Annotated in this window: 26 protein-coding genes; 6 read left to right on the top strand and 20 right to left on the bottom strand. The window is 58.0% G+C overall.

Features of this window, described 5'->3' with window-relative positions:
• Nucleotides 1-10 precede the first annotated feature (10 nt).
• From nhaA to rppH, 5 genes are all read right to left on the bottom strand, one after another.
• Entirely contained in the window at nucleotides 11-1,201 is a 1,191-nt protein-coding gene (gene nhaA / locus G5367_RS10545) for a Na+/H+ antiporter NhaA (RefSeq protein ID WP_005341370.1), read from the bottom strand.
• Between the two features lie 222 nt (nucleotides 1,202-1,423).
• A complete protein-coding gene (thyA, locus tag G5367_RS10540; protein WP_005340427.1) occupies nucleotides 1,424-2,218 on the bottom strand; it encodes a thymidylate synthase in 795 nt (264 codons plus the stop codon).
• Nucleotides 2,218-3,042 (bottom strand): prolipoprotein diacylglyceryl transferase, encoded by an 825-nt coding sequence (gene lgt, locus G5367_RS10535; protein WP_421244047.1) that lies wholly within the window; start codon nucleotides 3,040-3,042, stop codon nucleotides 2,218-2,220. Before lgt ends, thyA begins: the two co-directional genes overlap by 1 nt.
• A gap of 67 nt (nucleotides 3,043-3,109) precedes the next feature.
• Nucleotides 3,110-5,389, bottom strand: a complete 2,280-nt coding sequence (gene ptsP / locus G5367_RS10530; RefSeq protein WP_421244048.1) for a phosphoenolpyruvate--protein phosphotransferase — start codon at nucleotides 5,387-5,389, stop codon at nucleotides 3,110-3,112.
• Between the two features lie 14 nt (nucleotides 5,390-5,403).
• A complete protein-coding gene (gene rppH, locus G5367_RS10525) occupies nucleotides 5,404-5,931 on the bottom strand; it encodes an RNA pyrophosphohydrolase (RefSeq protein ID WP_005341374.1) in 528 nt (175 codons plus the stop codon).
• A gap of 733 nt (nucleotides 5,932-6,664) precedes the next feature.
• Between rppH and mutH the strand changes: the two genes are divergently transcribed.
• Together mutH and G5367_RS10515 are read left to right on the top strand one after the other, a co-directional pair.
• Entirely contained in the window at nucleotides 6,665-7,339 is a 675-nt protein-coding gene (gene mutH / locus G5367_RS10520; RefSeq protein ID WP_005341375.1) for a DNA mismatch repair endonuclease MutH, read from the top strand.
• A gap of 80 nt (nucleotides 7,340-7,419) precedes the next feature.
• Nucleotides 7,420-7,743, top strand: a complete 324-nt coding sequence (locus G5367_RS10515; protein WP_421244049.1) for an isoamylase early set domain-containing protein — start codon at nucleotides 7,420-7,422, stop codon at nucleotides 7,741-7,743.
• 108 nt (nucleotides 7,744-7,851) lie between these two features.
• Here G5367_RS10515 and rplS read toward each other — a convergent pair whose 3' ends face one another.
• The 5 genes from rplS to ffh form a co-directional block, all read right to left on the bottom strand.
• Entirely contained in the window at nucleotides 7,852-8,199 is a 348-nt protein-coding gene (gene rplS / locus G5367_RS10510; protein WP_005313505.1) for a 50S ribosomal protein L19, read from the bottom strand.
• 32 nt (nucleotides 8,200-8,231) lie between these two features.
• Nucleotides 8,232-8,981 (bottom strand): tRNA (guanosine(37)-N1)-methyltransferase TrmD, encoded by a 750-nt coding sequence (trmD, locus tag G5367_RS10505; protein WP_005308699.1) that lies wholly within the window; start codon nucleotides 8,979-8,981, stop codon nucleotides 8,232-8,234.
• Nucleotides 8,982-9,015: 34 nt separating this feature from the next.
• The gene (rimM, locus tag G5367_RS10500) at nucleotides 9,016-9,537 is read right to left on the bottom strand and encodes a ribosome maturation factor RimM (RefSeq protein ID WP_011704630.1); all 522 of its coding nucleotides are present in this window, start codon (nucleotides 9,535-9,537) and stop codon (nucleotides 9,016-9,018) included.
• Nucleotides 9,538-9,561: 24 nt separating this feature from the next.
• Complete coding sequence (gene rpsP / locus G5367_RS10495; protein ID WP_005341383.1) at nucleotides 9,562-9,810, bottom strand: 30S ribosomal protein S16; 249 nt, start codon at nucleotides 9,808-9,810, stop codon at nucleotides 9,562-9,564.
• Between the two features lie 182 nt (nucleotides 9,811-9,992).
• Entirely contained in the window at nucleotides 9,993-11,369 is a 1,377-nt protein-coding gene (gene ffh, locus G5367_RS10490) for a signal recognition particle protein (RefSeq protein WP_216980077.1), read from the bottom strand.
• Between the two features lie 205 nt (nucleotides 11,370-11,574).
• Here ffh and G5367_RS10485 point away from each other — a divergent pair, with 205 nt between their 5' ends.
• Together G5367_RS10485 and G5367_RS10480 are read left to right on the top strand one after the other, a co-directional pair.
• The gene (locus G5367_RS10485) at nucleotides 11,575-12,366 is read left to right on the top strand and encodes a cytochrome C assembly family protein (protein ID WP_041233962.1); all 792 of its coding nucleotides are present in this window, start codon (nucleotides 11,575-11,577) and stop codon (nucleotides 12,364-12,366) included.
• A 34-nt stretch (nucleotides 12,367-12,400) separates the two neighbouring features.
• Nucleotides 12,401-13,681, top strand: coding sequence for an HlyC/CorC family transporter (locus G5367_RS10480; protein ID WP_005341388.1), 1,281 nt, complete (start codon nucleotides 12,401-12,403; stop codon nucleotides 13,679-13,681).
• Nucleotides 13,682-13,721: 40 nt separating this feature from the next.
• On the opposite strand, the gene G5367_RS10475 is transcribed toward G5367_RS10480, so the two are convergent.
• Complete coding sequence (locus tag G5367_RS10475; RefSeq protein ID WP_005340388.1) at nucleotides 13,722-14,192, bottom strand: Rrf2 family transcriptional regulator; 471 nt, start codon at nucleotides 14,190-14,192, stop codon at nucleotides 13,722-13,724.
• A gap of 111 nt (nucleotides 14,193-14,303) precedes the next feature.
• Between G5367_RS10475 and hmpA the strand changes: the two genes are divergently transcribed.
• On the top strand, nucleotides 14,304-15,497 hold the full coding sequence (hmpA, locus tag G5367_RS10470; RefSeq protein ID WP_337073208.1) for an NO-inducible flavohemoprotein: 1,194 nt from the start codon (nucleotides 14,304-14,306) through the stop codon (nucleotides 15,495-15,497).
• 99 nt (nucleotides 15,498-15,596) lie between these two features.
• On the opposite strand, the gene G5367_RS10465 is transcribed toward hmpA, so the two are convergent.
• The 6 genes from G5367_RS10465 to G5367_RS10440 form a co-directional block, all read right to left on the bottom strand.
• Nucleotides 15,597-16,181 (bottom strand): flagellar protein MotX, encoded by a 585-nt coding sequence (locus tag G5367_RS10465; protein WP_337073247.1) that lies wholly within the window; start codon nucleotides 16,179-16,181, stop codon nucleotides 15,597-15,599.
• Between the two features lie 395 nt (nucleotides 16,182-16,576).
• The gene (gene mdh / locus G5367_RS10460; protein ID WP_005340384.1) at nucleotides 16,577-17,512 is read right to left on the bottom strand and encodes a malate dehydrogenase; all 936 of its coding nucleotides are present in this window, start codon (nucleotides 17,510-17,512) and stop codon (nucleotides 16,577-16,579) included.
• A gap of 221 nt (nucleotides 17,513-17,733) precedes the next feature.
• On the bottom strand, nucleotides 17,734-18,396 hold the full coding sequence (gene artM / locus G5367_RS10455; RefSeq protein ID WP_139494932.1) for an arginine ABC transporter permease ArtM: 663 nt from the start codon (nucleotides 18,394-18,396) through the stop codon (nucleotides 17,734-17,736).
• A gap of 3 nt (nucleotides 18,397-18,399) precedes the next feature.
• Complete coding sequence (gene artQ / locus G5367_RS10450; RefSeq protein ID WP_123173800.1) at nucleotides 18,400-19,050, bottom strand: arginine ABC transporter permease ArtQ; 651 nt, start codon at nucleotides 19,048-19,050, stop codon at nucleotides 18,400-18,402.
• A gap of 3 nt (nucleotides 19,051-19,053) precedes the next feature.
• On the bottom strand, nucleotides 19,054-19,791 hold the full coding sequence (locus tag G5367_RS10445) for a transporter substrate-binding domain-containing protein (RefSeq protein WP_019445594.1): 738 nt from the start codon (nucleotides 19,789-19,791) through the stop codon (nucleotides 19,054-19,056).
• 24 nt (nucleotides 19,792-19,815) lie between these two features.
• Nucleotides 19,816-20,556, bottom strand: a complete 741-nt coding sequence (locus G5367_RS10440; RefSeq protein ID WP_005357971.1) for an ATP-binding cassette domain-containing protein — start codon at nucleotides 20,554-20,556, stop codon at nucleotides 19,816-19,818.
• Nucleotides 20,557-20,757: 201 nt separating this feature from the next.
• Between G5367_RS10440 and argR the strand changes: the two genes are divergently transcribed.
• Nucleotides 20,758-21,228 carry a transcriptional regulator ArgR gene (gene argR / locus G5367_RS10435; RefSeq protein WP_005340378.1) on the top strand — a complete coding sequence of 157 codons (471 nt, stop codon included), beginning with the start codon at nucleotides 20,758-20,760 and terminating at the stop codon, nucleotides 21,226-21,228.
• 90 nt (nucleotides 21,229-21,318) lie between these two features.
• On the opposite strand, the gene G5367_RS10430 is transcribed toward argR, so the two are convergent.
• From G5367_RS10430 to G5367_RS10420, 3 genes are all read right to left on the bottom strand, one after another.
• A complete protein-coding gene (locus tag G5367_RS10430) occupies nucleotides 21,319-22,224 on the bottom strand; it encodes a Dyp-type peroxidase (protein ID WP_337073206.1) in 906 nt (301 codons plus the stop codon).
• Between the two features lie 103 nt (nucleotides 22,225-22,327).
• Nucleotides 22,328-23,362 carry an ABC transporter ATP-binding protein gene (locus G5367_RS10425; protein ID WP_337073205.1) on the bottom strand — a complete coding sequence of 345 codons (1,035 nt, stop codon included), beginning with the start codon at nucleotides 23,360-23,362 and terminating at the stop codon, nucleotides 22,328-22,330.
• A gap of 82 nt (nucleotides 23,363-23,444) precedes the next feature.
• The gene (locus G5367_RS10420; protein ID WP_337073204.1) at nucleotides 23,445-25,070 is read right to left on the bottom strand and encodes an iron ABC transporter permease; all 1,626 of its coding nucleotides are present in this window, start codon (nucleotides 25,068-25,070) and stop codon (nucleotides 23,445-23,447) included.
• Nucleotides 25,071-25,101: the final 31 nt, after the last annotated feature.

The raw sequence follows: 25,101 nt of genomic DNA, 5'->3' as shown, positions 1-25,101 counted from the left end.
GCCTGTTTTCTCATAAACCCTCCGCATTCTGGTCCCCATCACTCTTGGGGAGTGACAATCGCAAGGCCAGATAGCCAACCAGCGCTGCAATGCTGGATCCAACGAGGATCCCGAGGCGCGAGTAGCTGCCGTAATCCAGCCCACCATGCTCAAAGGCCAGTGACGCGATAAACATCGACATGGTGAATCCGATACCACAGAGGATGCTGACCGCAAAAATCTGCTTGAAGTTAACCCCGGGCGGCAACTGGGCGATACCCAGTTTGACCGACAGCCAGCTGATGGTAAACACCCCGAGCGGCTTGCCGATAAACAGTCCCAACATGATGCCCATGGGCACCGGATTCAACAGGGAGGAGAGACCTATCCCCTCAAGGGATACCCCTGCGTTGGCAAAGGCAAACAGCGGCAGGATCAGATAGGCGCTCCAGGGATGTAACGAGTGCTCCAGATGCTTGAGTGGCGACTCATAACGCTTCCCCTTGAGCGGGATCATAAATCCGACCACCACACCGGCCAACGTCGCGTGAACGCCCGACTTGAGTACAGCAACCCAGAGCACCAGACCAACCAGCATGTAGAGGCTGATCCTGTCCTCGCCACGACGGTTCATCCAGAACAGGGTAAAGGTAGCCAGAAGGCCGATCGCCAGCGCCTCAAGCGACAACTGCTGGGTATAGAAGAGCGCAATGATGATGATGACGCCGAGGTCATCCATGATGGCCAGCGCCAGCAGGAATACCTTGAGGCTCACCGGCACCCGCTTGCCGAGCAGCGCCATCACCCCGAGGGCAAAGGCGATGTCGGTCGCAGCCGGAATTGCCCAGCCAGCGCGCGCCACTTCGTCCGAATAGTTGAAAAAGGCGTAGATCAAGGCTGGAGCCAGCATGCCGCCCACCGCCGCGATGGCCGGAAAAGTCGCTTGTACCCGGGAGGAGAGCGCCCCCTCCAGCATTTCACGCTTCACTTCCAGGCCAACCAGCAGGAAGAAGATCGCCATAAAGCCATCGTTGATCCAGAGCAGCAGCGGCTTGTTAATGTCGAGAGCCGCGATGCGCACCTGCACCGGCGTGTCGAGAAACGCCTGATACCCGCCAGCCAGCGCGGTATTGGCTAAAATCATTGCCAGCATGGCAGCCATGATCAGAATAATTCCGGAGGCGGCCTCCAGCTTCAGGAACTTTTTGATTACGTCACTCATGGTTAAATTTTCCACCGTATTGCTTTGGTTTGAGTCTATCTCCTGCAACAACCAATGGAAAATCGTTTCTTGCTGCTCAATACAACGAAAAAACCGAAGGCAAAATAGAACATACCTGCTATAAGCAGGTTTTCCTCGTCTCTGGCTACCGTCTTATTAATCAATAAAATGAATTTTCAATTATTTAACTGCATAAAAAAGGCGCCCTGAGGCGCCTTGCTATCAGATGGCGACGGGCGCCTTGATGCCGGGATGGGGATCATAACCCTCGATCTCGAAATCCTCGAACTTGTAATCGAAGATGGAGTCAGGTTTGCGCTTGATCACCAGGGTCGGCAGCGGGCGCGGCTCGCGGGAGAGCTGCAGCGCAGTCTGCTCCATGTGGTTGGAGTAAAGATGCACATCACCACCGGTCCAGACGAAGTCACCCACTTCCAGATTGCACTGCTGGGCCATCATATGGGTCAGCAGGGCGTAGCTGGCAATGTTGAACGGCAAGCCGAGGAACACATCACAACTGCGCTGATAGAGCTGGCAGGAGAGCTTGCCGTCCGCCACATAGAACTGGAAGAAGGCGTGGCAGGGAGCCAGCGCCATCTTGTCCAGCTCGCCCACGTTCCAGGCAGATACGATGATGCGGCGCGAATCAGGGTTGTGCTTGATGTCATCCACCGCCTTCTGGATCTGGTCGATGACGGACCCGTCGGCCGCAGGCCAGGAGCGCCACTGCGCGCCGTAAACCGGCCCCAGATCGCCATTCTCGTCGGCCCACTCATCCCAGATGCTGACGCCATTTTCCTTCAGATAAGCGGTATTGGTATCGCCATTGAGGAACCAGAGCAGCTCGTGAATGATGGAGCGCAGGTGGCACTTCTTGGTGGTCACTAGCGGAAACCCCTCCGCCAGATTGAAGCGCATCTGATGGCCGAACAGGGAGACAGTACCGGTGCCGGTACGGTCAGACTTGACGGTCCCCTCATCGAGGATTTTCTGCATCAGGTCGAGATAAGCTCGCATTATTTCGCCTCCTTCATGGCATTACCGAACAGCTGCGGACGCTTGTAGGCGGCCCAGATCATCAGGGCACCGGCGACAATCATCGGGGTGGAGAGGATCTGGCCCATGCTGATCTCCTGGAAGTAGAGACCGAGCTGGCTGTCCGGCTGGCGCACAAACTCCACCAGGAAGCGGAACAGGCCGTAGAACAGCAGGAACATGCCGGAGATGGCGCCGCGCGGCGGGTTCTTGCGCCAGAACAGGTTGAGGATGATGAACAGCACCACCCCTTCCAGCGCGAACTGGTAGAGCTGGGAGGGATGACGCGGCTCGGGGCCGGCTTCCGGGAAGATGATGGCCCAGGGCACATCGGTGACCCGGCCCCACAGTTCGCCGTTGAGGAAGTTGCCGATCCGGCCAACACCGAGACCAAACGGAATGAGCGGTGCCACAAAGTCGGCCACGGTGAAGAAGTGGCGCTTGGTCTTGTGGGCAAACCAGATCATCGCGGTGATCACCCCGATCAACCCACCGTGGAACGACATACCGCCGGTCCAGATCTTGAACAGATAGGTGGGATCCGCGAGGAAGAGATCGAAGTTGTAGAACAGCACGTAACCGACGCGGCCACCGAGGATCACCCCGAGGAAACCGTAGAACAGCAGATCCGACACCTCGTTGCGGGTCCAGCCGCTGTTCGGCGCATCGGCGCGACGGCCGGCCAGCCACATGGCAAACGCGAAACCGAACAGGTACATGAGACCATACCAGCGTACCGATAGTGGTCCCAAACTGAATGCTACGGGATCAATCTGCGAGAAAACCCAATATCCATCGTGCTGCATATGCGGCCCCAGTCAAAATAAAAGCCGCATTTTCCGATCATTCGTCAGCAGGGACAAGGCATGATTATCAATCACTCTGTTTCGATTTATGACCGGCTCGTAGCAAACCGCCCAAACCATGTTCCTCCAGATAGCGGGCAAACAGGCCGCGCAGTACGTGGGGGTTGTCATGTTTGAGGCCATCGGCCATCAGTTCGGTCAACTCGCTCAGGGTGGATTGACGCAGCACGTACTTGATCCGGGCGATGTTGTGGGTGTTCATACTGAAGCGGCGATAGCCCATGGCCAGCAGCAGCAATACACCGACCGGATCACCGGCCAGTTCGCCACACACCGACACCGGCTTCTGGTAGCGGTGGGAAGCATCAACAAGCTGTTGCAGGGCACGGATCACCGCAGGATGGAAGGCGTCGTAAATGTTGGCAACCCTAGAGTTGTTGCGATCCACTGCCAGCAGGTACTGGGTCAGGTCATTGCTGCCCACCGACCAGAAGTCGATGAGCGGTGCCATCTCCGGCAAGATAAAGAGGGCTGAGGGCACCTCGATCATCACCCCGAGACTGGGGTAGCGGATCACCGCATCGCGGCTTGCCGCCTCTTCCGACACCTCTCGCCACGCCTGATCCAGCAGACGACGGGAGGCCTTGATTTCGCTGACGCTGCTGATCATCGGCAGCATGATGGCCAGATTGTCCAGCCCTTCGCTGGCCCTCAGCATCGCCTTGAGCTGCACCAGAAACAGTTCGGGGTGATCCAGGGTGATCCGGATCCCCCGCCAGCCAAGGAAGGGGTTTTCCTCGACGATGGGGAAATAGGGTAACGGCTTGTCGCCGCCCACATCCAGCGTCCGCATGCAGACCGGCCGGTTGCGGTAGGTCTCCAGAATGCCGCGATAGCGGGCAGTCTGTTCCCACTCTGAGGGGAAGCTCTCCTGCAGCATGAACGGGATCTCGGTGCGATAGAGGCCCACCCCGTCCGCCAGCTGGTTGAGGGAGATCTCGGTATCGGCACTGAGACCTGCGTTGAGCAGTAGGGAGACCTTGGTGCCATCGGCGGTTTCGGATGGCAGGTTGTCGACGCTGCGCACCAGGGTATCGAGCGCCCGCTCTTCGCTCAGCAGCTGACGATACTCGGTCAGGATCACCTGATTGGGCTCGATGAAGAGATCACCGCTATAGCCATCGACCACCAGCATACGACCACCAATGTCACCAAGGGGCAGATCGACCCCCATGATGGCGGCAACACCCATGGCACGGGCCAGAATGGCAGCGTGGGAGTTGGTCCCCCCCTTGAGCGAGACCACCCCGGTCAGATACTCGCGGGGCACTTCCGCCAGAATGGTGGCCGTCACCTCGTCGGCGACCAGCACCACAGGCTCACCGATCGAGATATGCTCCGGCTCGTTCTGCACCAGTCGGCTGATCAGCCGCTGGGCGATATCTTTCACATCGGTGGAGCGCTCTTGCAGGTAGGGATCCTTCATCCCCTTGAACTGCTCGATCAAGCGATCGCTGATAAGCTTGACCGCAGATACCGCAGTCCAGTGCTCCTTGCTCACCTTGTTGCGAATGGGCTTGATGTAGCCAGGATCGTTCAGCAGATGGAGGTAGATGTCGAAGATCGCCACCGAATCCTGGCTGTAGCTCTCACGAAAACGCAGCGCCAGACTCTCCAAGTCGTGCCGCACCTCCTCAACCGCCAGCTCCAGCCGCGCCAGCTGGCTGGCATGGTCTTCATCCTTGCGCGGGGTAATGGACGAGAGCGCCTTGCGGGGCCGCCACACCCAGGCCTTGGCCATGGCGATGCCGCTGGCACCGGCAATACCGCGTAACGGCTTGCTCCAGTCGGTCTTCTGCAGCCACCCCTTGGCCTGCGCCTGGGCGATCCGCGAAGCCAGCTGGGCCGCCAGGGTGACCATGAAGGACTCTTCCCCCTCATCGAAGCGGCGGCTCTCCTTCTGCTGCACGACCAGAATGCCGACCACCTGACGCTGATGCATGATGGGGGCACCAAGGAAGGAGCGGAACGCCTCTTCGGCAACATCGGGCAGGAATTTGAAACTGGGATGCGCGGGAGCATCAGCCAGGTTGATCAACTCTTCCCGCTGACCCACCAGACCGACGATGCCCTGCTCGTAGGGCAGAGTGACCTTGCCGACCGCGGACGGGGCTAAGCCGTCGGTAGCCGCCAAGCGATAGCGGCGCACCTCGGGTTCCGAGACATAGACGGAGCAGCAGTCCACTGCCATGGCGTGCCGGGTCTGGCTCACCAATGCTTGCAAGGCCTGCTCGAGGGTATTGGCCTCGGCCATGCTCTCGACGATACGTCTCAGTTCCGTTAACAACTAATCTGTGCTCCTTAACGGGCGCGATTGCGCCGCCCATCCTTCTTGTTGACCTGCACTACCGGCACTGGCATCGCCAGCGGGGCAAACTCTTTCATGACCCGGCGGTAAACCTCCCGCTTGAACGAAACGACCTGACGCACCGGGTACCAGAAGCTGACCCAACGCCAGTCGTCAAATTCGGGATGGCCATGACAGCCGAACTGGATCTGCGACTCCTTGCCCGGATTCAGCTGTAACAGGAACCATTTTTGTTTTTGGCCAATACAGACCGGTGAACTGTCCCAGCGGACAAGACGTTTGGGTAAACGGTACTTTAGCCAGTTACGACTGGTGGCCATGATGGTCACATCTTCGGGCTTGAGGCCAATCTCCTCATACAGCTCTCGATACATGGCCTGCTCTGGCGTTTCACCATCATCAACCCCCCCCTGCGGAAACTGCCAGGAGTGCTGCCCATAGCGTTTAGCCCACAACACTTGTCCTTCACGGTTACAGATCACGATACCGACATTGGGACGAAATCCGTCGCCATCAATCACGTGATCACCTTATAAAGGCTGAATCTATAAGGAGATTGTTCCACATTCACCCCGTGGCAGCAAACAAGGAGTGAATCCTCTGTTTCATGAATAACTTTCAATTTCAAACATACTTATAAACAAATCCAAGGATCCACTCCCCCAAGTTGCCCACCCAGACTGTGTATAAAGCTGTTAGCAAACGGGTATATACAGTACTTTTTAACTGTACGCGAAAAGTGACTCTCCGCATCAACATGCAACATGATATATAAAAAACTATTATTTTACATTGTTTTAGGACATGACAACTGGATCTAGATCCATGTCACTCCACGCGCCAGATCCATGATCCGGATTGTGAACAAGTTCAACTGCTCAAAGATCCACCTCGGCGAAATTATCCACAGGAGTGGCACAATATCTACCCCGTTAACCCTGTAAAAATGGGGTGGCATTCACAATTTTTTGTAACATACCCGCGACTCCACCCACTTTCATCCACTTATCCAAGATTTCTGTGGATAACTGTGTGTAACATCATGCACAAACCCTTGGACAACTATTTCGAGGTCAAACCAGACTTGGAAGAGTGCTCGATAAAATAGACAAAATCCTTTAAAATCATAATGATGAGATGTCATTCCCTAAATTTTCTGCATTTGTTCTTATCCACTCAGGATCGGTTATAAAAACAGCGATCCTTCTCGGGATCCTCCCCTGTTAGAATATGGCGAGCAAGATGGAGCCAACTATGTCAAGCAATCCCCGATCCGAGCAGGAGTTATTGAGCCGCGCCTATGCCATGGCGGGCTTCACGCTGGCGCAGCTGGCCGCCGAGGCTGGCGCCGTGGTGCCCAAAGACCTGCGCCGTGACAAGGGCTGGGTCGGTCAATTGATCGAGCTGCAACTGGGGGCCAGCGCAGGGAGCAAGCCGGAACAGGACTTCCCGGAGCTGGGGATCGAACTCAAGACGATCCCCGTGGATCCTCAAGGCAAACCGCTGGAGACCACCTTCGTCTGCGTCGCCCCGCTGATCGGCGTCAGCGGTCAGCGCTGGGAGGAGTCAAACGTGCGCAACAAGCTGTCACGGGTACTCTGGATCCCGGTGGAAGGCAGTCGGGAGATCCCGGTTGGCGAGCGGCGAGTCGGCATGCCGCTGATGTGGAGCCCGAATGAAGAGGAAGACCGGCTACTGCGTCAGGACTGGGAGGAGCTGATGGACATGATAGTGCTGGGAGAAGTGGAGCAGATCAGCGCACGCCACGGCCAGGTGATGCAACTGCGCCCCAAGGCTGCCAACAACAAGGCGCTGACTCGCGCCATCGGCCGCGATGGTCAACCCATTATGACCTTGCCGCGCGGCTTCTATCTCAAGATCGATTTCACCCACAGCCTGCTGCAACGCTATTTTGCCTTGCCGACTTGATCTGCCTTATCAACATCTTTGTCATATGGTGATATAAAAATAGACAGGAGCCATTTTTAACTCACAGACAAGGAGGCGTCATGCCACTGATCAAACAGTTTTTGAAGTCCAAGCCCGAGGTCAAGGTGACCTTTACCGTAGAGAAAGAGGCGGCCGCAGGGGCGGAACAGGTGATGCTGATCGGCGAGTTTACCCAGTGGCAACCGGTCGAACTGAAACGCATGAAGAGCGGCGAGTTCAAAACCACCCTCAATCTGCCGACCGACGGCCCGGGGTACTTCGAATATTGTTACCAGCTCATCACACCGGCAGGGGAAACCCTCTACGAGAATGACTGGGCTGCGGACGACTATGTGCCAGGCCCCTTCGGGCGCGACAACTCGGTGGTGCGAGTGATCCAGTAATGGCAGCAAGAGAGCCAATAGACGGATACAAAAAAGGCTCGCCATTGGCGAGCCTTTTCACTACCTGTCGAGCTTTTCGCCGACATACCCACACCAATTCGAATCGAATTAGTTGAGCTTCTCTTTGATACGAGCAGCTTTACCGGACAGGTTGCGCAGGTAGTACAGTTTGGCGCGGCGAACATCACCACGACGCTTCAGTTCTACACTGTGGATCAGCGGAGAGTGAGTCTGGAATACACGCTCAACACCTTCGCCGTTGGAGATCTTGCGAACGGTGAAAGCAGAGTGCAGACCGCGGTTACGCTTGGCAATAACGATGCCTTCGAAAGCCTGCAGACGCTCTTTACCACCTTCTTTAACACGAACTTGAACACGTACAGTGTCGCCCTGGGCAAAAGCCGGGATGTCGGTACGCAGTTGCTCTTGTTCAAGCTGCTGAATAATCTTGCTCATTGTCTTTCCTTACCTAGGATAAACTGAAAACTCTACTTAACGCTGTCACGCACTTCGCGGACATACTCGGCAAGAAGTGATTCTTGCTCGTCAGTCAGAGCTAGGTTGTTAATAAGTTCCGGCCTTCTTTGCCAGGTTCGTCCGAGCGACTGTTTGAGACGCCAGCGTCGAATCACTTCGTGATTGCCGCTTGTCAGCGCCTCGGGCACCGCCAACCCATCCAACACCTCCGGCCGAGTATAGTGGGGATGATCCAGCAAGCCATCCGTAAAGGAGTCCTGCTCGGCACTGGCCTGATCGCCCAAAACCCCCGGGACCAGACGCGAAACCGCATCGATCAGGGTCATGGCAGGCAACTCGCCACCACTTAACACGTAATCCCCGATAGACCACTCTTCGTCGACTTCGGTTTGTATCACGCGTTCATCGATACCTTCGTATCGACCGGCTACCAGAATCAGTTTCTGATTCGTCGCCAACTCGGTAACGCCCGCTTGAGTCAGCTTGCGCCCCTGAGGAGAGAGATAGATGACTTTCGCCCCGTCTCCCGCCGCTTGCTTGGCTGCATGAATCGCGTCACGCAGCGGCTGAACCATCATCAACATGCCGGGCCCACCACCATAAGGACGATCATCGACCGTACGGTGTTTGTCGTGGGTAAAGTCCCGAGGGTTCCAGCACTCAATTTGCAGCAGGCCACTCTTGACGGCCCGACCCGTTACCCCGTGCTCGGTAATGGCTCGGAACATTTCAGGGAAGAGGCTAATCACCCCAATCCACATAAGAAACCTCCGGCACCCGTGTTAGCGCGGGAAACTAGAAACCAGGATCCCAATCAACTTCGATTGTTCGAGCAGTCAGATCAATATTCTTGATCACCTGCTCTTCCAGGAACGGAATCAACCGCTCCTTCGCACCAAAGGCATCTTTTACATTGGCCTCAACCACCAACACATCGTTGGAGCCGGTTTCCATCAATTCGGTCACCTTGCCCAGGTCGTATCCCTTGGTGGTCACTACCGAGCAACCAATCAGGTCACGCCAGTAGAACTCGCCCTCAGGCAACGCAGGCAACAGATCGGCGGCTACACCAATCTCGACATTGGTCAATGCCAGGGCATCCTCGCGCACGTCGATACCATCGAGTTTGCAGATCAGACCCTTGTTGTGACGCTTCCAGGATGAAACCTGGATTTCACGCCACACCCCGTTCTGATTGATCAGCCAGGGGTTGTAATCGAAAATCGCTTCGGCAACATCGGTGAAGGAGTTCACTTTAAGCCAGCCCTTGATGCCGTAAACGGTACCCAGGGTGCCCAGAACTACAGGTTTTTCCACCTTAACTCCTTACCGTTTGGCTGATTAAGCAGCTTTGGCAGCGTCTTTGATCAGCTTGGCAACGCGGTCAGAAACAGCGGCACCAGTACCAACCCAATGCTCGATGCGAGCCAGGTCCAGGTTCAGCTTTTCAGCGTTACCAGAAGCAACCGGGTTGAAGAAACCAACGCGCTCGATGAAACGACCGTCACGGGCGTTACGGCTGTCAGCAACTACTACCTGGTAGAACGGACGCTTTTTCGCGCCACCACGTTGTAAACGAATGGTTACCATATCGTCCTCATTAACATCTAATGAACAAGGCCCGCAAACACGCGGACCCTAGCTTAAAATAAGCCGCATAATTCTACTTGGATTCGTAATAATTGCAACCAAGCCAGCCATTTTTTGCGCAAGGTGGCAATGAAAAGGGCCTGCAACTCGCAGACCCTCGCTCAATACCTAACTCCGGATAATCAGAACGGACCGCGACCGCCACCAAATCCCGGTGGCAGCATGTTCTTCATCTGGCTCATCATTTTGCGCATGCCGCCCTTGCCGGACATCTTCTTCATCATGCGCTGCATCTCTGTGAACTGCTTGAGCAGCTTGTTCACGTCCTGCACCTGCATGCCGGAACCAGCAGCGATACGACGCTTGCGAGAGCCCTTGATGAGGTCGGGATGGGCACGCTCTTTCGGCGTCATGGAGCTGATGATGGCCTCCATCCGCACGGTGAGTTTGTCATCCATCTGATCCTTGATGTTGTCCGGCAAGCCGGACATGCCGGGCAGCTTGTCGAGCATGCCCATCATGCCGCCCATGTTGCGCATCTGGGCCAACTGCTCGCGGAAGTCCTCGAGATCGAAGCCTTTGCCACTCTTGACCTTGCTGGCCAGCTTGGCGGCCTTCTCTTTATCGACGTTACGCTCGACTTCCTCGATCAGCGACAACACATCGCCCATGCCGAGGATACGAGAGGCGAGGCGATCAGGGTGGAACGGCTCCAGTGCATCGGTCTTCTCGCCCATACCGATAAACTTGACCGGCTTGCCGGTGATATGGCGTACCGACAGCGCGGCACCGCCACGGGCGTCACCGTCCGCCTTGGTGAGGATCACACCGGTAAGGGGCAGTGCTTCATTAAATGCCTTGGCGGTATTGGCAGCATCCTGACCAGTCATGGCATCCACCACGAACAGGGTCTCGACCGGCTTGATGGTGGCGTGCAGATCCTGGATCTCGGCCATCATCTCGCTATCGACGTGCAGACGGCCGGCGGTATCGACGATCACCACGTCATAGAATTTCTTGCGCGCCTGATCGATGGCGGCGGTGGCGATGTCGACCGGCTTCTGGCTGGCGTCACTCGGGAAGAAGTCGACGCCGATGTCACCCGCCAGGGTCTCCAGCTGCTTGATCGCTGCTGGGCGATAAACGTCAGCACTGACCACCAGCACCTTCTTCTTGTTGCGCTCTTTGAGCAGCTTGGCCAGTTTGCCGACCGTGGTGGTTTTACCGGCACCCTGCAGACCGGCCATCAGGATAATGGCGGGCGGCTGGGCAGCCAGATTGAGCTGCTCGTTGGCCTCACCCATTACAGTGACCAGTTCGCCGTGCACAATCTTGATGAACGCCTGACCCGGGCTCAGGGATTTGGCCACTTCCTGGCCGACGGCACGCTCCTTGACGCGAGCTACGAAATCACGCACCACCGGCAGGGCGACATCCGCTTCGAGCAGCGCCATGCGGACTTCGCGCAGGGTTTCCTTGATGTTCTCTTCGGTCAGACGGCCGCGGCCACTGACATTGCGCAAGGTGCGCGAGAGTCGTTCAGTCAAATTCTCAAACATGACGCATTCCGGTTCTTGGCGTTGTAAATGGAGGGCATTATAACCCAGAGCAGCCGCGAGGACGATTATTCACCGCGGAGCCACTCATCGATGCTTCGTCCCTATATATGGGCAGATCGGCCATTGCACAACTGGCGAGCACATCTTGTGCAAGGTATACTGCTCCTCTTGTATCCCTAAATGCTTGTGTAACAACGACCTGGTTATGATCGTGATCTCTGTTCTGGCCCTGGCGTTTTATCTGCTGGCCATCATCGCCTCACTGCACCTGCTGCTCAATGCCAAACAAGTCGGGCACGCCCCCCTGTTTGCTTGCGTAGGACTGGCGCTGGTCGCCCATGGTGCGTCTGTTGCCAGTGAAGTAATGGTGACCCATTCAGGTCAAAACCTGAGCATGCTCAACGTCGCCTCGCTGGTGAGTCTCATCATCAGCTGCTTCATGACCTGCGTCACTCGTCGCTTCAACGGCTGGATCCTGCTGCCGGTAGTGTACAGCTTCTCGGCCCTACTGCTGGCTGCCAGTGCCCTGATCCCGGGTCGCTACATAACCCATCTGGAGGCCCATCCCCAGCTGCTGCTGCACATTGGCCTCGCCCTGATGGCCTATGCGGTATTAATGATCGCCTGCCTGTTTGCGTTGCAGCTTGCCTGTCTGGACAAGCAGCTTAAATCTAGAAAAATCAGTAACCTGCCAGCGATGCCGCCACTGATGACGGTAGAGAAGCGGCTGTTCCAGCTTATCTCTGCGGGGGTGCTGCTGCTGACCCTCTCCATCGCCTCCGGCCTCTTTTTTCTCGAAGATATGTTCGCCCAAGGCAAATCACACAAGGCGGTACTCTCCATTCTGGCCTGGTGTGTATATGTTCTGCTCTTGTGGGGTCACCACACCTATGGCTGGCGCGGTCGCAAAGTCATCACGCTGAGTCTGATCGGCAGCTTCATCCTGACCCTTGCCTACTTTGGCAGCCGCTTCGTCAAAGAAGTGCTGTTGAGCTGACATACTTAGCCATACCACCCAACAGGAGCCCTTTTTGGACAGTATCTCAACGAGCACATTACTGATTGTTCTCGTTATCTTGATCCTCTTATCCGCCTTCTTCTCCAGTTCCGAAACCGGTCTGATGTCCATCAACCGCTACAAGCTGCGGCACTTGGCACAGACCAAACACAAAGCCGCACGTCGCGTCGAGCAACTGCTCGCCCGCCCTGATCGCCTGCTGGGACTGATCCTGATCGGCAACAATCTGGTCAATATCCTCGCCTCTGCCATCGCCACCATCGTCTGTATCCGGCTGTTTGGTGATCTCGGGGTCGCCATCGCCACCTTCGGCTTGACACTGGTTGTTCTGGTATTCGGTGAAGTGACACCAAAGACGCTGGCCGCCATGTTCCCGGAGAAGATCGCTTATCCCGCCTCCTGGATCCTCAAGGGACTGATGGTGCCGCTCTCGCCGCTGGTCTGGCTGATCAACGGCATCACCAGCGGCCTGCTCAAGATGCTGAAGATCAATCCCCACAAGGATGACTCCCTCAATACCGAGGAGCTGCGCACCATCGTCAACGAGGCAGGCAACCTGATCCCCAAGCGTCATCAGGAGATGCTGCTCAGCATCCTTGATCTCGACAAGATGCTGGTCGAAGACATCATGGTACCGCGCAGCGATATCTACGCCATCGACATCAACGATGACTGGAAAAGCATCCAGCGCCAGCTGGCTCACTGCGCTCACACCAAGATCCTGCTCTATCGCGACAATATCGACGACGTTGTCGGCTTTTTACACGCGCGCGATGCCCTGCGGCTGGTAGCCAGGGACCAGTTCAACAAATCGAGTCTGTTACGGGAAGTGGACGAGATCTACTTCATTCCGGAAGGAACCCCACTTAACGTGCAGCTGGCCAAATTCCAGCGCAACAAGGAGCGAATTGGCCTGATCGTCGACGAATACGGCGATATTCAGGGGCTAATCACCCTAGACGATATTCTGGAAGAGATCGTGGGGGACTTCACCACCTCCATGACGCCAGCGCCGAGCGACGAGATCCATCCCCAACCGGACGGCTCCTTCCTAGTGGAAGGCTCAGCCAGCATCCGTGAGCTGAACAAGGAGATGAACTGGCACCTGCCCATCGACGGCCCGCGTACCCTCAACGGTCTGATCCTCGAATATCTGGAGGAGATCCCCCAGCCCAACATAGGTATCCGGCTTGCTGGCTATCCTATCGAGATCCTCGATGTAGAGAATAACATGGTGAAGATGGCGCGGATCATGCCGGCATCGTACCGGGCGGAGTCGGATTCGCAAGATTGAAAAAGGGCTGCCAGTGGCAGCCCTTTTCTATTGCTCATCGTCATTGCTCATCTTCATCATCCGGCTCAAGCACCAGCGTCGGGATCAACTCGCCGAACACCCGTTGCAGCTCGTCACGGTTGGCCAGCAGGTCTTGCAGCGTATAGCTGTCCATCACCGCCAGAAACGCATCCATCGCCTCTTTCAGCGCACTCTTGAGCAAACAGACAGAGACGATGTGGCAAGCGGGCGAGCCGCAGTCAATGCCGTCCAGATTGCCTTCCAGCGCCCTGATCACCTGCCCGATATTGATGGTGGCGGGATCGCAAGCCATACGAATGCCGCCATTCTTGCCCCGCTGGGATTGCAGATAGCCCAGCTTCACCAGCTGATTGACCACCTTCACCATGTGGTTGCGGGAAACGCCATACAGGGCCGATACCTTGGCAACGCTCGACAACTCCCCTTCCGGCAGGGTGGCAAGATAGAGCAGGGCTCTCAATCCAAAATCTGTATAACTGGTTAGTCTCATAAAACCTGATTAGCGCGATGCGAAAAGTGGAGTATTGATTCAAATCAAATAAACATCTAGGATGCCACTTATTAAATGACATTTTATATGTTCAATTAGAACGAGGCCCCTATGCTAGATCAAACCACCGTTGCCGTCATCAAAAGCACCATTCCGCTGCTCGAATCGGCAGGCCCTGCCCTCACCCAGCACTTCTACCAGCGGATGTTCAGCCATAACCCGGAGCTGAAAGATATCTTCAACCTGGCCCACCAACGCAGTGGCGGCCAGCCGCTGGCCCTGTTCAATGCAGTCGCCGCGTATGCAAAGAATATCGACAATCTGGGAGCGCTCGCCGGTGCGGTCGAGCGGATTGCGCACAAACATACCGGATTCCTGATCCAGCCGGAACAATATCACATTGTAGGTAGTCATCTCTTGGCCACGCTCAAAGAATTGGGCGGAAGTGCGGTCACCGACGAGGTGCTGGCGGCATGGGGCAAGGCATATGGCGTGCTGGCGGACATCTTCATCGGCCGCGAGCGGGAGATCTATCAGGAGAAGGCCAATCAGGATGGCGGCTGGCAAGGTACCCGCACCTTCATCATCAAGGAGAAGCGAGACGAGAGCGACCTCATCACCTCCTTCCTGCTGGCGCCGGAAGATGGCAAGCCGGTACTGACCTTCAAACCGGGCCAATACCTCAGCATCAAGCTGGTTCACCCCGAACTGGAATATCAGGAAATCCGCCAGTACTCCCTCTCCGATGCCCCCAACGGGCAGGATTACCGCATTAGCGTCAAGCGTGAGCCACAGGGTCAGGTCTCCAACCTGCTCCACGATCATCTGCAGGCGGGTGACAAGATCGAGGTGATGCCCCCCACTGGCGATTTCTACCTGAAAGCCGACAGCCAGACCCCGGTGGTACTGCTCTCAGCCGGTGTCGGCGTGACGCCGATGATGAGCATGCTCAACCAGTTGCTGGAGAGTGCTCATCAGGCCGAGATCACCTGGCTGCACGCCTGCGAACAGGGCGCTGTACACGCCTTCCGGGAGGATACTCAGCAAAAATCCCGCCAGCATCCCAACTTGCTGAGCCGGGTCTGGTATCGGGAGCCGGAGGCCAGCGATGTACAGGGTGAAGATTACGACCTGGCCGGCACCATGGATCTGACGGCCGTGAAGGAGCGCATCACGCCAGAGGCCCACTACTACTTCTGTGGCCCTGTCAGCTTCATGCAAGAGATCAAGCGGCAGCTGCTGGCTGCTGGGGTACCAACGGGGCAGCTCCATTACGAAGTTTTTGGCCCCCACCAAGATCTCTAAGGCGCGGGCAGCCATATAACAGAGGGAGGTTCCGGCCTGTCATGGCACGGCGGCTGAAACCGGACCCACAGGTGCAGACCTGTGGGTCATTTTTTTGGATCAGTGCATCGCCTTGGCGCGGGCCACCACGTTGGCCGGCATCCGGTTGCCAAGACGGTTGAGCAGACTAGCCGCCTTCTGGTGTAGCGCCTTGTCACCGATGACGGAGCCATGGAGCCAGCGATAGGCGTCCTCATAATCGAGCGGACTGCCCATCCCCTGCAACAGCATCTCGACCCACTCGATGCGGGCCCGCAGAAAACCGAGGCTGGCCGCCTCACGCATCAGGGTCTCGGCTCGTACCAAATCCTTCTGCACCAAAGTTCCTTTCCAGTAGTAGCGGCCCAGCTGCTCCAGCGCTGGCGCCAACCCCTGATTGGCCGCCTCCCACATATATTGCACCCCGATCTCGGCATTGGGTTTGGTACAGACACCCCACGCCAGCATATCCCCCCAGAGGAATTGATAGGCCGGGATCTTCATCACCGAGGCGCGCGCTTCGATATCCTGAGTCAGCTGACAACGATCCTGCTTCACCTGAATGAGGTGGCGCCCCTGCTCAATCCAGTTGAGCAGCTCGTCCTGACGATAGAGCGGCACCGCCTGCAACTCGCCAGCGGCCAGAGGTGCGGGAGGCGCAACCACAGCGGCAGGCTCCGCCGGTTTTGGCAGCGGCGCGGCCCCCTCGCCACTGCTGGCAACGGGTGTGACCGGCTCGGCCGGGAGCAAGACGGGGACTGCCTCAGAGGGCGCTGGCGTAGCAGCAGAGACAGGGGCCGTTGACACCGCAGCACTGCTTGCTGTCGGTGCCGATGCACTTGCTGCAGGCGCATCGCTCGATACGGCAGCCGATACCGCCTCGGCACCATAGAGGGGCGCGGTGAATGCACCGACAAGAACGAGAAGGGTAAGGGGTTTCATCATAAGGATCTCCTGCTGCACTCTGTTATCGGCACCAAGCCCCATCCCCTTAGCCTGCCGGGCGGATCTCATCAATACAAAAGGGAGCCGAAGCTCCCTTGTTGGCACGGTTGACCCGCTTACTTGACGAAATCGACGCCCAGCTGGATATCGGCTTTCAGGGTAGCCAGCATGCCTTCCATCGCTTCCTGCTCGAACGCGCTCAGCTTGCCGTAATCCAGTACGGTCTCGACGCCATTCTTGCCCAGCAGTACCGGCTGCGCGAAGAAGGTGGCGTGCTCGCCGTTGCCTTCCACGTAGGCGCACTCGACAACGTTGGCTTCGCCCTGCAGACCCTTGATAAGGGAGAGACCGAAACGGCAAGCCGCCTGACCCATGGAAAGGGTCGCAGAACCGCCACCGGCTTTGGCTTCCACCACTTCGGTACCGGCATTCTGGATGCGCTTGGTCATGGCTGCCACTTCTTCAGCAGTGAAGGAGGCACCTTCAATCTGGGAGAGCAGCGGCAGGATGGTGACGCCACTGTGACCACCGATCACGTTGACGCGTACTTTGTCGATGTTCAACCCTTTGGCAGCGGCCACGAAGGTCTCGGCGCGGATCACGTCCAGAGTGGTGACACCAAACAGACGACGCTTGTCATAGACACCGGCTTTCTTCAGCACTTCGGCGGCGATGGCTACAGTGGTGTTGACCGGGTTGGTGATGATGCCGATCAGTGCTTTCGGGCAAGTGGCCGCGCACTTCTCGACCAGATTCTTGACGATACCGGCGTTGATATTAAACAGGTCGGAGCGATCCATCCCCGGCTTGCGTGCCACACCGGCGGAGATCAGCACCACATCGGCCCCAACCAGCGCAGGAGTCGGATCTTCACCGCAGAAGCCCTTGATGGCGACGTCGGTAGGAATATGACTGAGGTCAACGGCCACACCCGGGGTGACCGGGGCGATGTCATACAGGCTCAGCTCGGAGCCAGCCGGCAGACGGTTTTTCAACAGCAGAGCGAGGGCTTGACCGATGCCACCAGCGGCACCCAGAACGGCAACTTTCATGATCAACTCCATGTTTAAGCGTAGGTTTAAGGTTGTTTGTTGTTGTGCGCCCAACCTTAATGGATCCCCCCATAAAAAACAATCTGATAACAGTTGCAGTCACGGGTTCTGTGAGCCACGAAACATGCGGGAGCAAAAATTGGAGGGAAATACAAAAAGTTGGAGGAGAAGCACAGTTTTTCTGCACTTCTCCTTACCAGAAAGAGGTAGATTTGAAGGTCTCAGGATTGGAATGCCAGCGCCCGTTTTTCACACCAGCGAAAACCAATTGTTAACAATCCGTTCATCGCCAGATAAAGCCCGCCTGCCACCCCGAACACCGCCAGGGTATCGTAGGTCTGGGCGTTCAACCTCTGCGCCAGCCCCATGATGTCCATGATGGTGATAGTACTGGCGAGGGAGCTCCCCTTGAGCACCAGGATCACCTCGTTGGAGTAGGCAGGCACCAGATGACGGGCGGCGTGGCGCACCTTCATCCACAAGGTCTGGCGGCCGTTAAAACCAAGCGCCCGGCACGCCTCCACCTCACCGGCCGGGATGGCATCGAGCGCCCCCTTGAACAATCGGGTGGAGTAGGCCGCCGTGTTGAGACCCAGCGCCAGCACGGCGCAGAACCAGGGCTGCTTGAGCAGCGGCCAGAGCGGGCTGGCTTTCAGCCACTCGAACTGGCCCGGTCCGTAGTAAATCAGGAAGATCTGAATGAGCAGCGGCGTACCGGTAAAGAGCAGCACCCACAGCTGCACCAGCTGGGTCGCCACCGGCAGGCGCAGCTCCAGCACCCAGGTCATCAGGGCCGCCAGCACAATCCCCAGCAGCAGGCTGAACAAGGTCAGCTCCAGCGTGGTGACAAGACCGCCCAGCAACGTAACGAGATACTCTTGCATCAGTTAGCCTCCGTAGCGGCGGGTGTAGCGGGCAGCCAGCCCGAGGCCGTACTCGCTAACCAGACTGATAGCCAGATAGATGAGGGCCGCGGCGGCATACCAGGTAAAAGGTTCATAGGTACTGGCCGAGGCCATCTGCGCCTGACGCATCATCTCGTTCACCCCGATAAGCGACACCAGCGCGGTATCTTTCAGCAATACCAACCACTGGTTGCCGAGGCCCGGCAAGGCGTGACGCCACGCCTGCGGCAACACGATGCGAAAGAAGATGTGGCTCTTGCTCAACCCCAGCGCCAGCGCCGCCAGCCGTTGACCTGAAGGCACCGCATTGAGCGCCGCCCGCAGGGTCTGGGTCGCATAGCTGGCGAACAGCAGGGAGAGCGCCAGCACGCCACAGGCGAACGGGCTGAACTCCACATACTCGCCAGTGATGAGGAACAGCACCTGGGTCGAGCCGAAGTAGATGAACAGCACCACCAACAACTCGGGCAGGCCACGGATCAGCGTGGTCAGGGTGGCCACCGGCCACACCAGCGCACGCTTCTTGCTGAGCTCGGCGGCACTGAACGCCAGTGCCAATACCATGCCCCCGACCAGTGATGCCAAGGCCAGCCCGAGGGTCATCCAGGCTGCATCCAACAACAGGCTCAACATGGCTTACTGCGCGAAGTATTTGTCGAAGATTTTCTGATAGGTGCCGTTGGCCTTGATCTCGGCCAGCCCCTTGTTCAGCTGGGTCAGCAGCTCCTGATTGCCCTTGGCGACCGCGATGCCAAAGCCGGTACCGAAGTACTTGGCATCGGTCACTGGCGCACCCACCACCGCATACTCCTTGTGCTGCTTCAGCCAATCGGCAGCAACGGCGGTATCAGCAAACACACCGTCGGTACGGCCATTCATCATGTCGAGGAAGGCGCTCTGGTAGCTGGCGTACGGCACGGTCAGCAGGCCCTTGCTCACCCAGTTATCCACCAGATAGGACTGGTGAGAGGTACCGTTCTGCACGCCGACTGTCTTGTCAACCATCTCTTCCGGCCCCTTGAAGGCCCCTTTCTTGGCGACGAATACTGCCGAGTTCTCGTAGTAGATGTCAGAGAAATCGACCTGCGCGGAGCGCTCAGGGGTTACGTCCATGGCGGCGATGGCAGCATCGTAGCGACGGAATTTCAGGCTGGGGATCAGGCTGTCAAAGGCCTGGTTGTGGAAGCTGCACTCCAGCTTGGCCTGCTCGCAGATGGCGCGCGCCAGATCGATGTCAAAACCCTGAAACTCGTTCTTGTCATCCAGGTATTCGAACGGTGCGTAGGTGGCCTCGGTGGCGAACTTGATCTCTTTGGCCATGACGGAGGTACTCAACAGGCCCATGGCAGCAACCAACAACAGACTCTTTTTCATGACAGCTTCCTTATCGATTCAATATCAATGCATCAAGAATTCGGCAAACCGGCTGGTTTGCGGGGATTGGAAAATGGCAGCGGTGCCGGATTCGATGATCCGCCCCTTCTCCAGATAAATCACCTGACTGGCCACCTTGCGGGCAAAGTCGACCTCGTGGGTCACCACCACCTGGGTAATGCCGGTCTGGCTCAGGTTGCGGATGATCTCGGCCACCTCCTTGGTGATCTCGGGATCGAGGGCAGCTGTCGGCTCGTCAAACAGCAGCACTTCCGGGTCCATCATCAGGGTACGGGCAATGGCCACCCGCTGCTGCTGACCGCCGGAGAGACGGGCAGGCCAGGCATCGCGCTTGTCGGCCAGTTGCAGCTGGGCCAGCAGATAGGCCCCCTTCTCGATGGCGGCCTCCTTGCTCATGCCGAGCACCTTGACCGGCGCTTCAATCAGATTCTCCATCACAGTGAGATGTGGCCAGAGATTGTACTGCTGGAACACCATCCCCACCTTGCGGCGCAGCAGTTGGGACTGGCGGTTGAATTCGGCAGCAGAGAGGGAGTTCGGGAAAGAAAATTCACTTTCTCCAATCCGCAGAACACCCGCATCCGGGGTATCCAGCAGGTTCATCATCCGTAGCAGGGAACTCTTGCCAGCACCGCTCGGGCCCAGCAACACCAAGGTTTCACCGGGGGATGTCCGAAAGCTGACCTGTTGCAGAACCGGCACCTTGTGCCAGGACTTCTCGATACCTATTAATTCAATACCCATACAGCCCAATTGAATAAGTTTTCAAAATTTCATCCCGATTCTATCCCTAATAAAGGTTGATGCAAGCCATTTTTGAATCAATATGCAGAACAAGCGCCGCTTCCTTGCAAAAAATGGCATATGAATGCAAAATGGCCCCGCTGTTCGTATCTGCCGCCTGTATCGCACAGGCCGCCACACCTCCTCATTCGTGAGACCAAGATGAAACACAACGACAAGCAAGAAAAACTGGCCAAGGCCTTTAAAGCCTTGCTGAAAGAAGAGCGCTTTGGCTCCCAGGCAGAAATAGTCACCGCCCTGCAAGAGCTGGGCTTCGAGAACATCAACCAGTCCAAGGTATCGCGCATGCTGAGCCGCTTCGGCGCCGTTCGCACTCGCAATGCCAAGATGGAGATGGTCTACTGCCTGCCGGTGGAACTGGGCGTGCCCACCACCTCCAGCCCGCTCAAGAATCTGGTACTGGACGTCGATCACAACGGCGCACTGGTGGTGATCCACACCAGCCCGGGCGCAGCCCAGCTGATCGCCCGCCTGCTCGACTCCCTTGGCAAGGCAGAGGGGATCCTCGGCACCATCGCCGGTGATGACACCATCTTCATCACCCCGACCAGCGATACCGATATCGAAGAGCTCTACCTCTCCGCCCTCGAGCTGTTCGAACAGACGCCGTAATGGCCGCCACCGCGTCATCGCGGTCACGCAAGAACGAAAAATCCCGGCCTTGGCCGGGATTTTTGTTTTCTGAGTCTTCGTCAGGCGGGCTTATTTACCCTGCGCCATCAGAAAACCCTCCGATGGGGCGAAGAAAGCCGCGCCGGTCACCGCCTTGGTGAAGCGCAGCAGATGGTCGAAGTGGCTGCCCTCCCCCTTGTACATGCTGGCCAGCATGGCGTTGAAGTGCTGCGGTGTGCGGCAGCAGGAGATGAAGTAGAGCCCCTGCTCGGTCATGGTGCCCCAGGGCATGCTCTGGCGCAGGATCTCCATGGACTCTCCCTTCGGAGTCTTGAGATTGACCCGCTTGATGTGGGCGGTCAGCGGTTTGGCGGCAGATTCATACTCGATGTTGTCGGGCTTGGTGCGACCGATAATGTCTTCCTGCTCTTTCTGCGCCAGCTTCTCCCAGTCGCTCATGGCGTGGACCCAGCGCTGGACGTGAATATAGGAGCCACCGGCAAACTCGCCATCGGCCAGCAACGCCACTTCGGCACGGTGTTCATCCTGCGGGTTCTCGGTGCCATCAACGAAACCGGTCAGGTCACGGAAATCCAGATTGCGGAAACCGCGCACCTCTTCGGCCAGCTCTACCAGTCCGGCCAGCAGTGCCATCACACGGTGACCTGCGTGGTGCAGCACATCCACCCGATCGGCGCGCAGCTGGATAAAGAGATCAAACGGGGTGTTGGGCGCTTCCTGACCATTGGCGGATTGCGCCATAAAGCTGCGGAACTGGGGTGGACGGGCGGCAGGGTAGAGACCATCCCAAGCGTCGGAGCCAACAGCAACCAGACCGCTGAAACCGGCATCAGGGAAATCGGCGGCGACCGCCTGCCACAAGGCGGGCAGTTTGGCCAGACGGCCGACCAGTTCGGCGGCATCGCCGGTACGATTGAACATCAGATAGAGGGCGTGCAGATTCGGCTCTGCGCAGATCCCGGCTTGGGCTTTCATATATCTCTCCCCTGAATAGGCGTTAGCGTTACGGGCTATTTGCGTTGCGCGATTATAAACCAGAGTGGATCCAGTTCTTTGATTTCACGACGATATCACGCGTTCAGGGCAAAGGGGCAAATAACACCAACCCATGGGGGGCAACCTTGATCCGTGCCCGCATCCCATCAAGGGGCTCGCCAATGCTCGCCTCCAGTTGCAGATCGCCACACTCGAACAGCACCCGGCAGTGGTGACCGAGGAACTGCTGCTCCACCACCTTAAGCTCGCCATCTGCGGCGCTCTCCAGCAGCAGTTGCTGGGGGCGGAGCATCAGCTGCAACTGCTCACCCACCGCCCGGCCATGAGGCTCACTGCCACAAATGACCCCGAGCGCCGTCTGCACGCAGTGGCTGTCCACCACCTCGGCAGCCAGATAGTTGACCCCACCGAGAAACTCCGCCACGAAGCGGTTTTGCGGACGGCGATAGAGCTGCTCCGGCTGGCCCACCTGTTCGATGTGACCAGCGCGAAACAGCGCCAGCCGATCGGCGAAGGCGAACGCCTCTTCCTTGCTGTGGCTGACGAAGATAGCGCCGATCCCCTGCTGCTTGAGCAGGGCGCGGATCTCGAGGATCAACTTCATCCGCACCTGGGTATCGATGTTGGAGAAGGGCTCATCCAGCAGCATCAGCCGTGGCTTGCACACCAGCGCCCGGGCGATGGCCACCCGCTGCTGCTGGCCGCCGGAGAGCTGGTGCGGATAACGATCCCCCAGCCCCTGCAGATTGACCAGCGCCAACGCCTCGTCAACCTGCTGCTGGCGGGCGCGGCGATCGAATTTGGTCAGACCGAAACCGACGTTGTCGGCCACCGTCAGGTGGGGGAAGAGGGCGTAATCCTGAAAGATCATGCCGATGTTGCGCGCCTCGGGCGGCACGCTGGCACCCGGCCCGTCGAGCAGGGTATCGCCGAGGCGAATCGAGCCATCGGCCAGCGGCAGCAGCCCGGCGATGGCCTTGAGCAGCGTGGTTTTGCCGCAGCCACTGGCTCCCAGCAGGCAGACGATCTCGTTGTCTGCCACCGTCAGGGAGAGCTGTTCCAGCACATTGCGGCCGTTGTAACGGCAGCTGACATTTTCAACCTGCAAACAGGACAAGGCTGACTTCCTCTCGTTTCTGGCGGCGCGCAGCCTTTTGGTTCAGCGCACCGCATGCAATTTCATTGGCCGACGTGGCGACTCAGTGGCCCGGACTGTCCAGACTGCGGTTGACCCAGATCAGCGGCAACAGCCCCACCAGCACGATGACGATGGCCCCCAGCGCGCCGCGCTCCAGCATCTCGTCCGAGACGAATTGGTAGACGTGGGTCGCCAGAGTATCGAAGTTGAACGGCCGCAGCAGCAGGGCGGCGGGCAGCTCCTTCATGGATTCGATGAATACCAGCATGGCACCGGCAAACAGACCTCGGCGCACCAGCGGCAGATGGACCCGCCGCAGCATGCCGCCATCCCCCTGCCCCAAGGAGCGGGCTGCCATGTCGAGACTGGGGGAGATCTTGCCCATGCTGCTCTCCACCGAGCCGATGGCGATGGCCACGAAGCGCACCAAATAGCCGAACACGATGGCGGTAATGGTGCCGGTCAGCAGCAAGCCCGGCCCCTGACGCCCGAGCCACTCGGCCAGATCGTTGATGGCAAAGTCGAGGGCGGTGAGCGGCACCAGCACCCCGATGGCGAGCACGGTGCCCGGCATGGCGTAACCCATGGCGGCGATGCGCAGGGGCAACAGACTCTTTATACCGCCATCGAGGCGGCGGAAGAAGCCGAGCAGCAGGGCGATGCCCATCGCCAGCAGGGCGGTTAGCGCCGAGATAGCCAAGCTGTTTCCGGCAAAGCGGACAAACTCCGGCGTCCACGACAACTCGAAGTAGCGCACGCCGTAATCGAGCAGGATGATGCACGGCAGAGCGAAACCGGCCAGCACCAGCCCCCAGCACCAGAGACCCGCCAACCAGCGGCTCATCCCCTTAAGCGGATAGCGCAGCGGCTGCTCATGGCCCATGGACTTCTGGAACACCTGCTGCCGACTGCGCGAGCGGCGCTCCAGCGCGATCAACAGCACCACAGCCAGCAACATCAGGCAGGAGAGTTTCGCCGCGGTGGCCAGACTGCCATAGCCGAGCCAGGTGTCATAGACCGCCGTGGTCAGGGTGTTGATGGCAAAGAAGTGGACGGTGGCAAAATCTGCCAGCGTCTCCATGGCCACCAGCGATACCGCCACCATGATGGCGGGGCGCGCCAGCGGCAGACTGAGGCGACGAAAGCTCTGCCACGGGGTACAGCCGAGCAGGCGGCTGGAGTGGATCAGGCTGACTGACTGCTCGAGAAAGGAGGCTCGAGTCAGCAAATAGACATAGGGGAACAGCACCAGCGCCAGCACCCAGGCGGCGCCGCCAAGGGAGCGAATGGCAGGAAACCAGTAATCGGCCGGACTGTTCCAGCCAAAGAGTGCTCGCAACCCGGCCTGCAACGGGCCCGAGTAGTCGAGCAGGTCGGTATAGACGTAGGCGACGATATAGGAGGGCATCGCCATCGGCAGCATCAAGGCCCACTGCAGGGTACGACGCCCCGGCACCTGACACATGGCCACCAACCAGGCGGTTGGCACACCAAACAGCAGGCTGAGCAGCACCACGCCAACCACCAGCCCTAGGGTATTGGCCAGATAGTCGAGCAGCACGGTATCGGCGAGGTGGCGAAACAGCTCTCCCTCAGCCGAGAAGGCAGAGAAGACGAGAGCGAGCACCGGCAAAGCCAGCAGCAGGGCGGTGGCCCAGCTGCCGGTCATCCATCCAAAATTTTTCATGAGACCACAGATGTTGATGGGGCCGTTGGCC

Source organism: Aeromonas sp. 604282 (assembly GCF_049170575.1).
In the GTDB taxonomy this organism is placed as follows: domain Bacteria; phylum Pseudomonadota; class Gammaproteobacteria; order Enterobacterales; family Aeromonadaceae; genus Aeromonas; species Aeromonas veronii_A.
The sequence above is the reverse complement of the archived record's forward strand: the minus strand, read 5'-3'. Positions and strand labels throughout refer to the sequence as shown.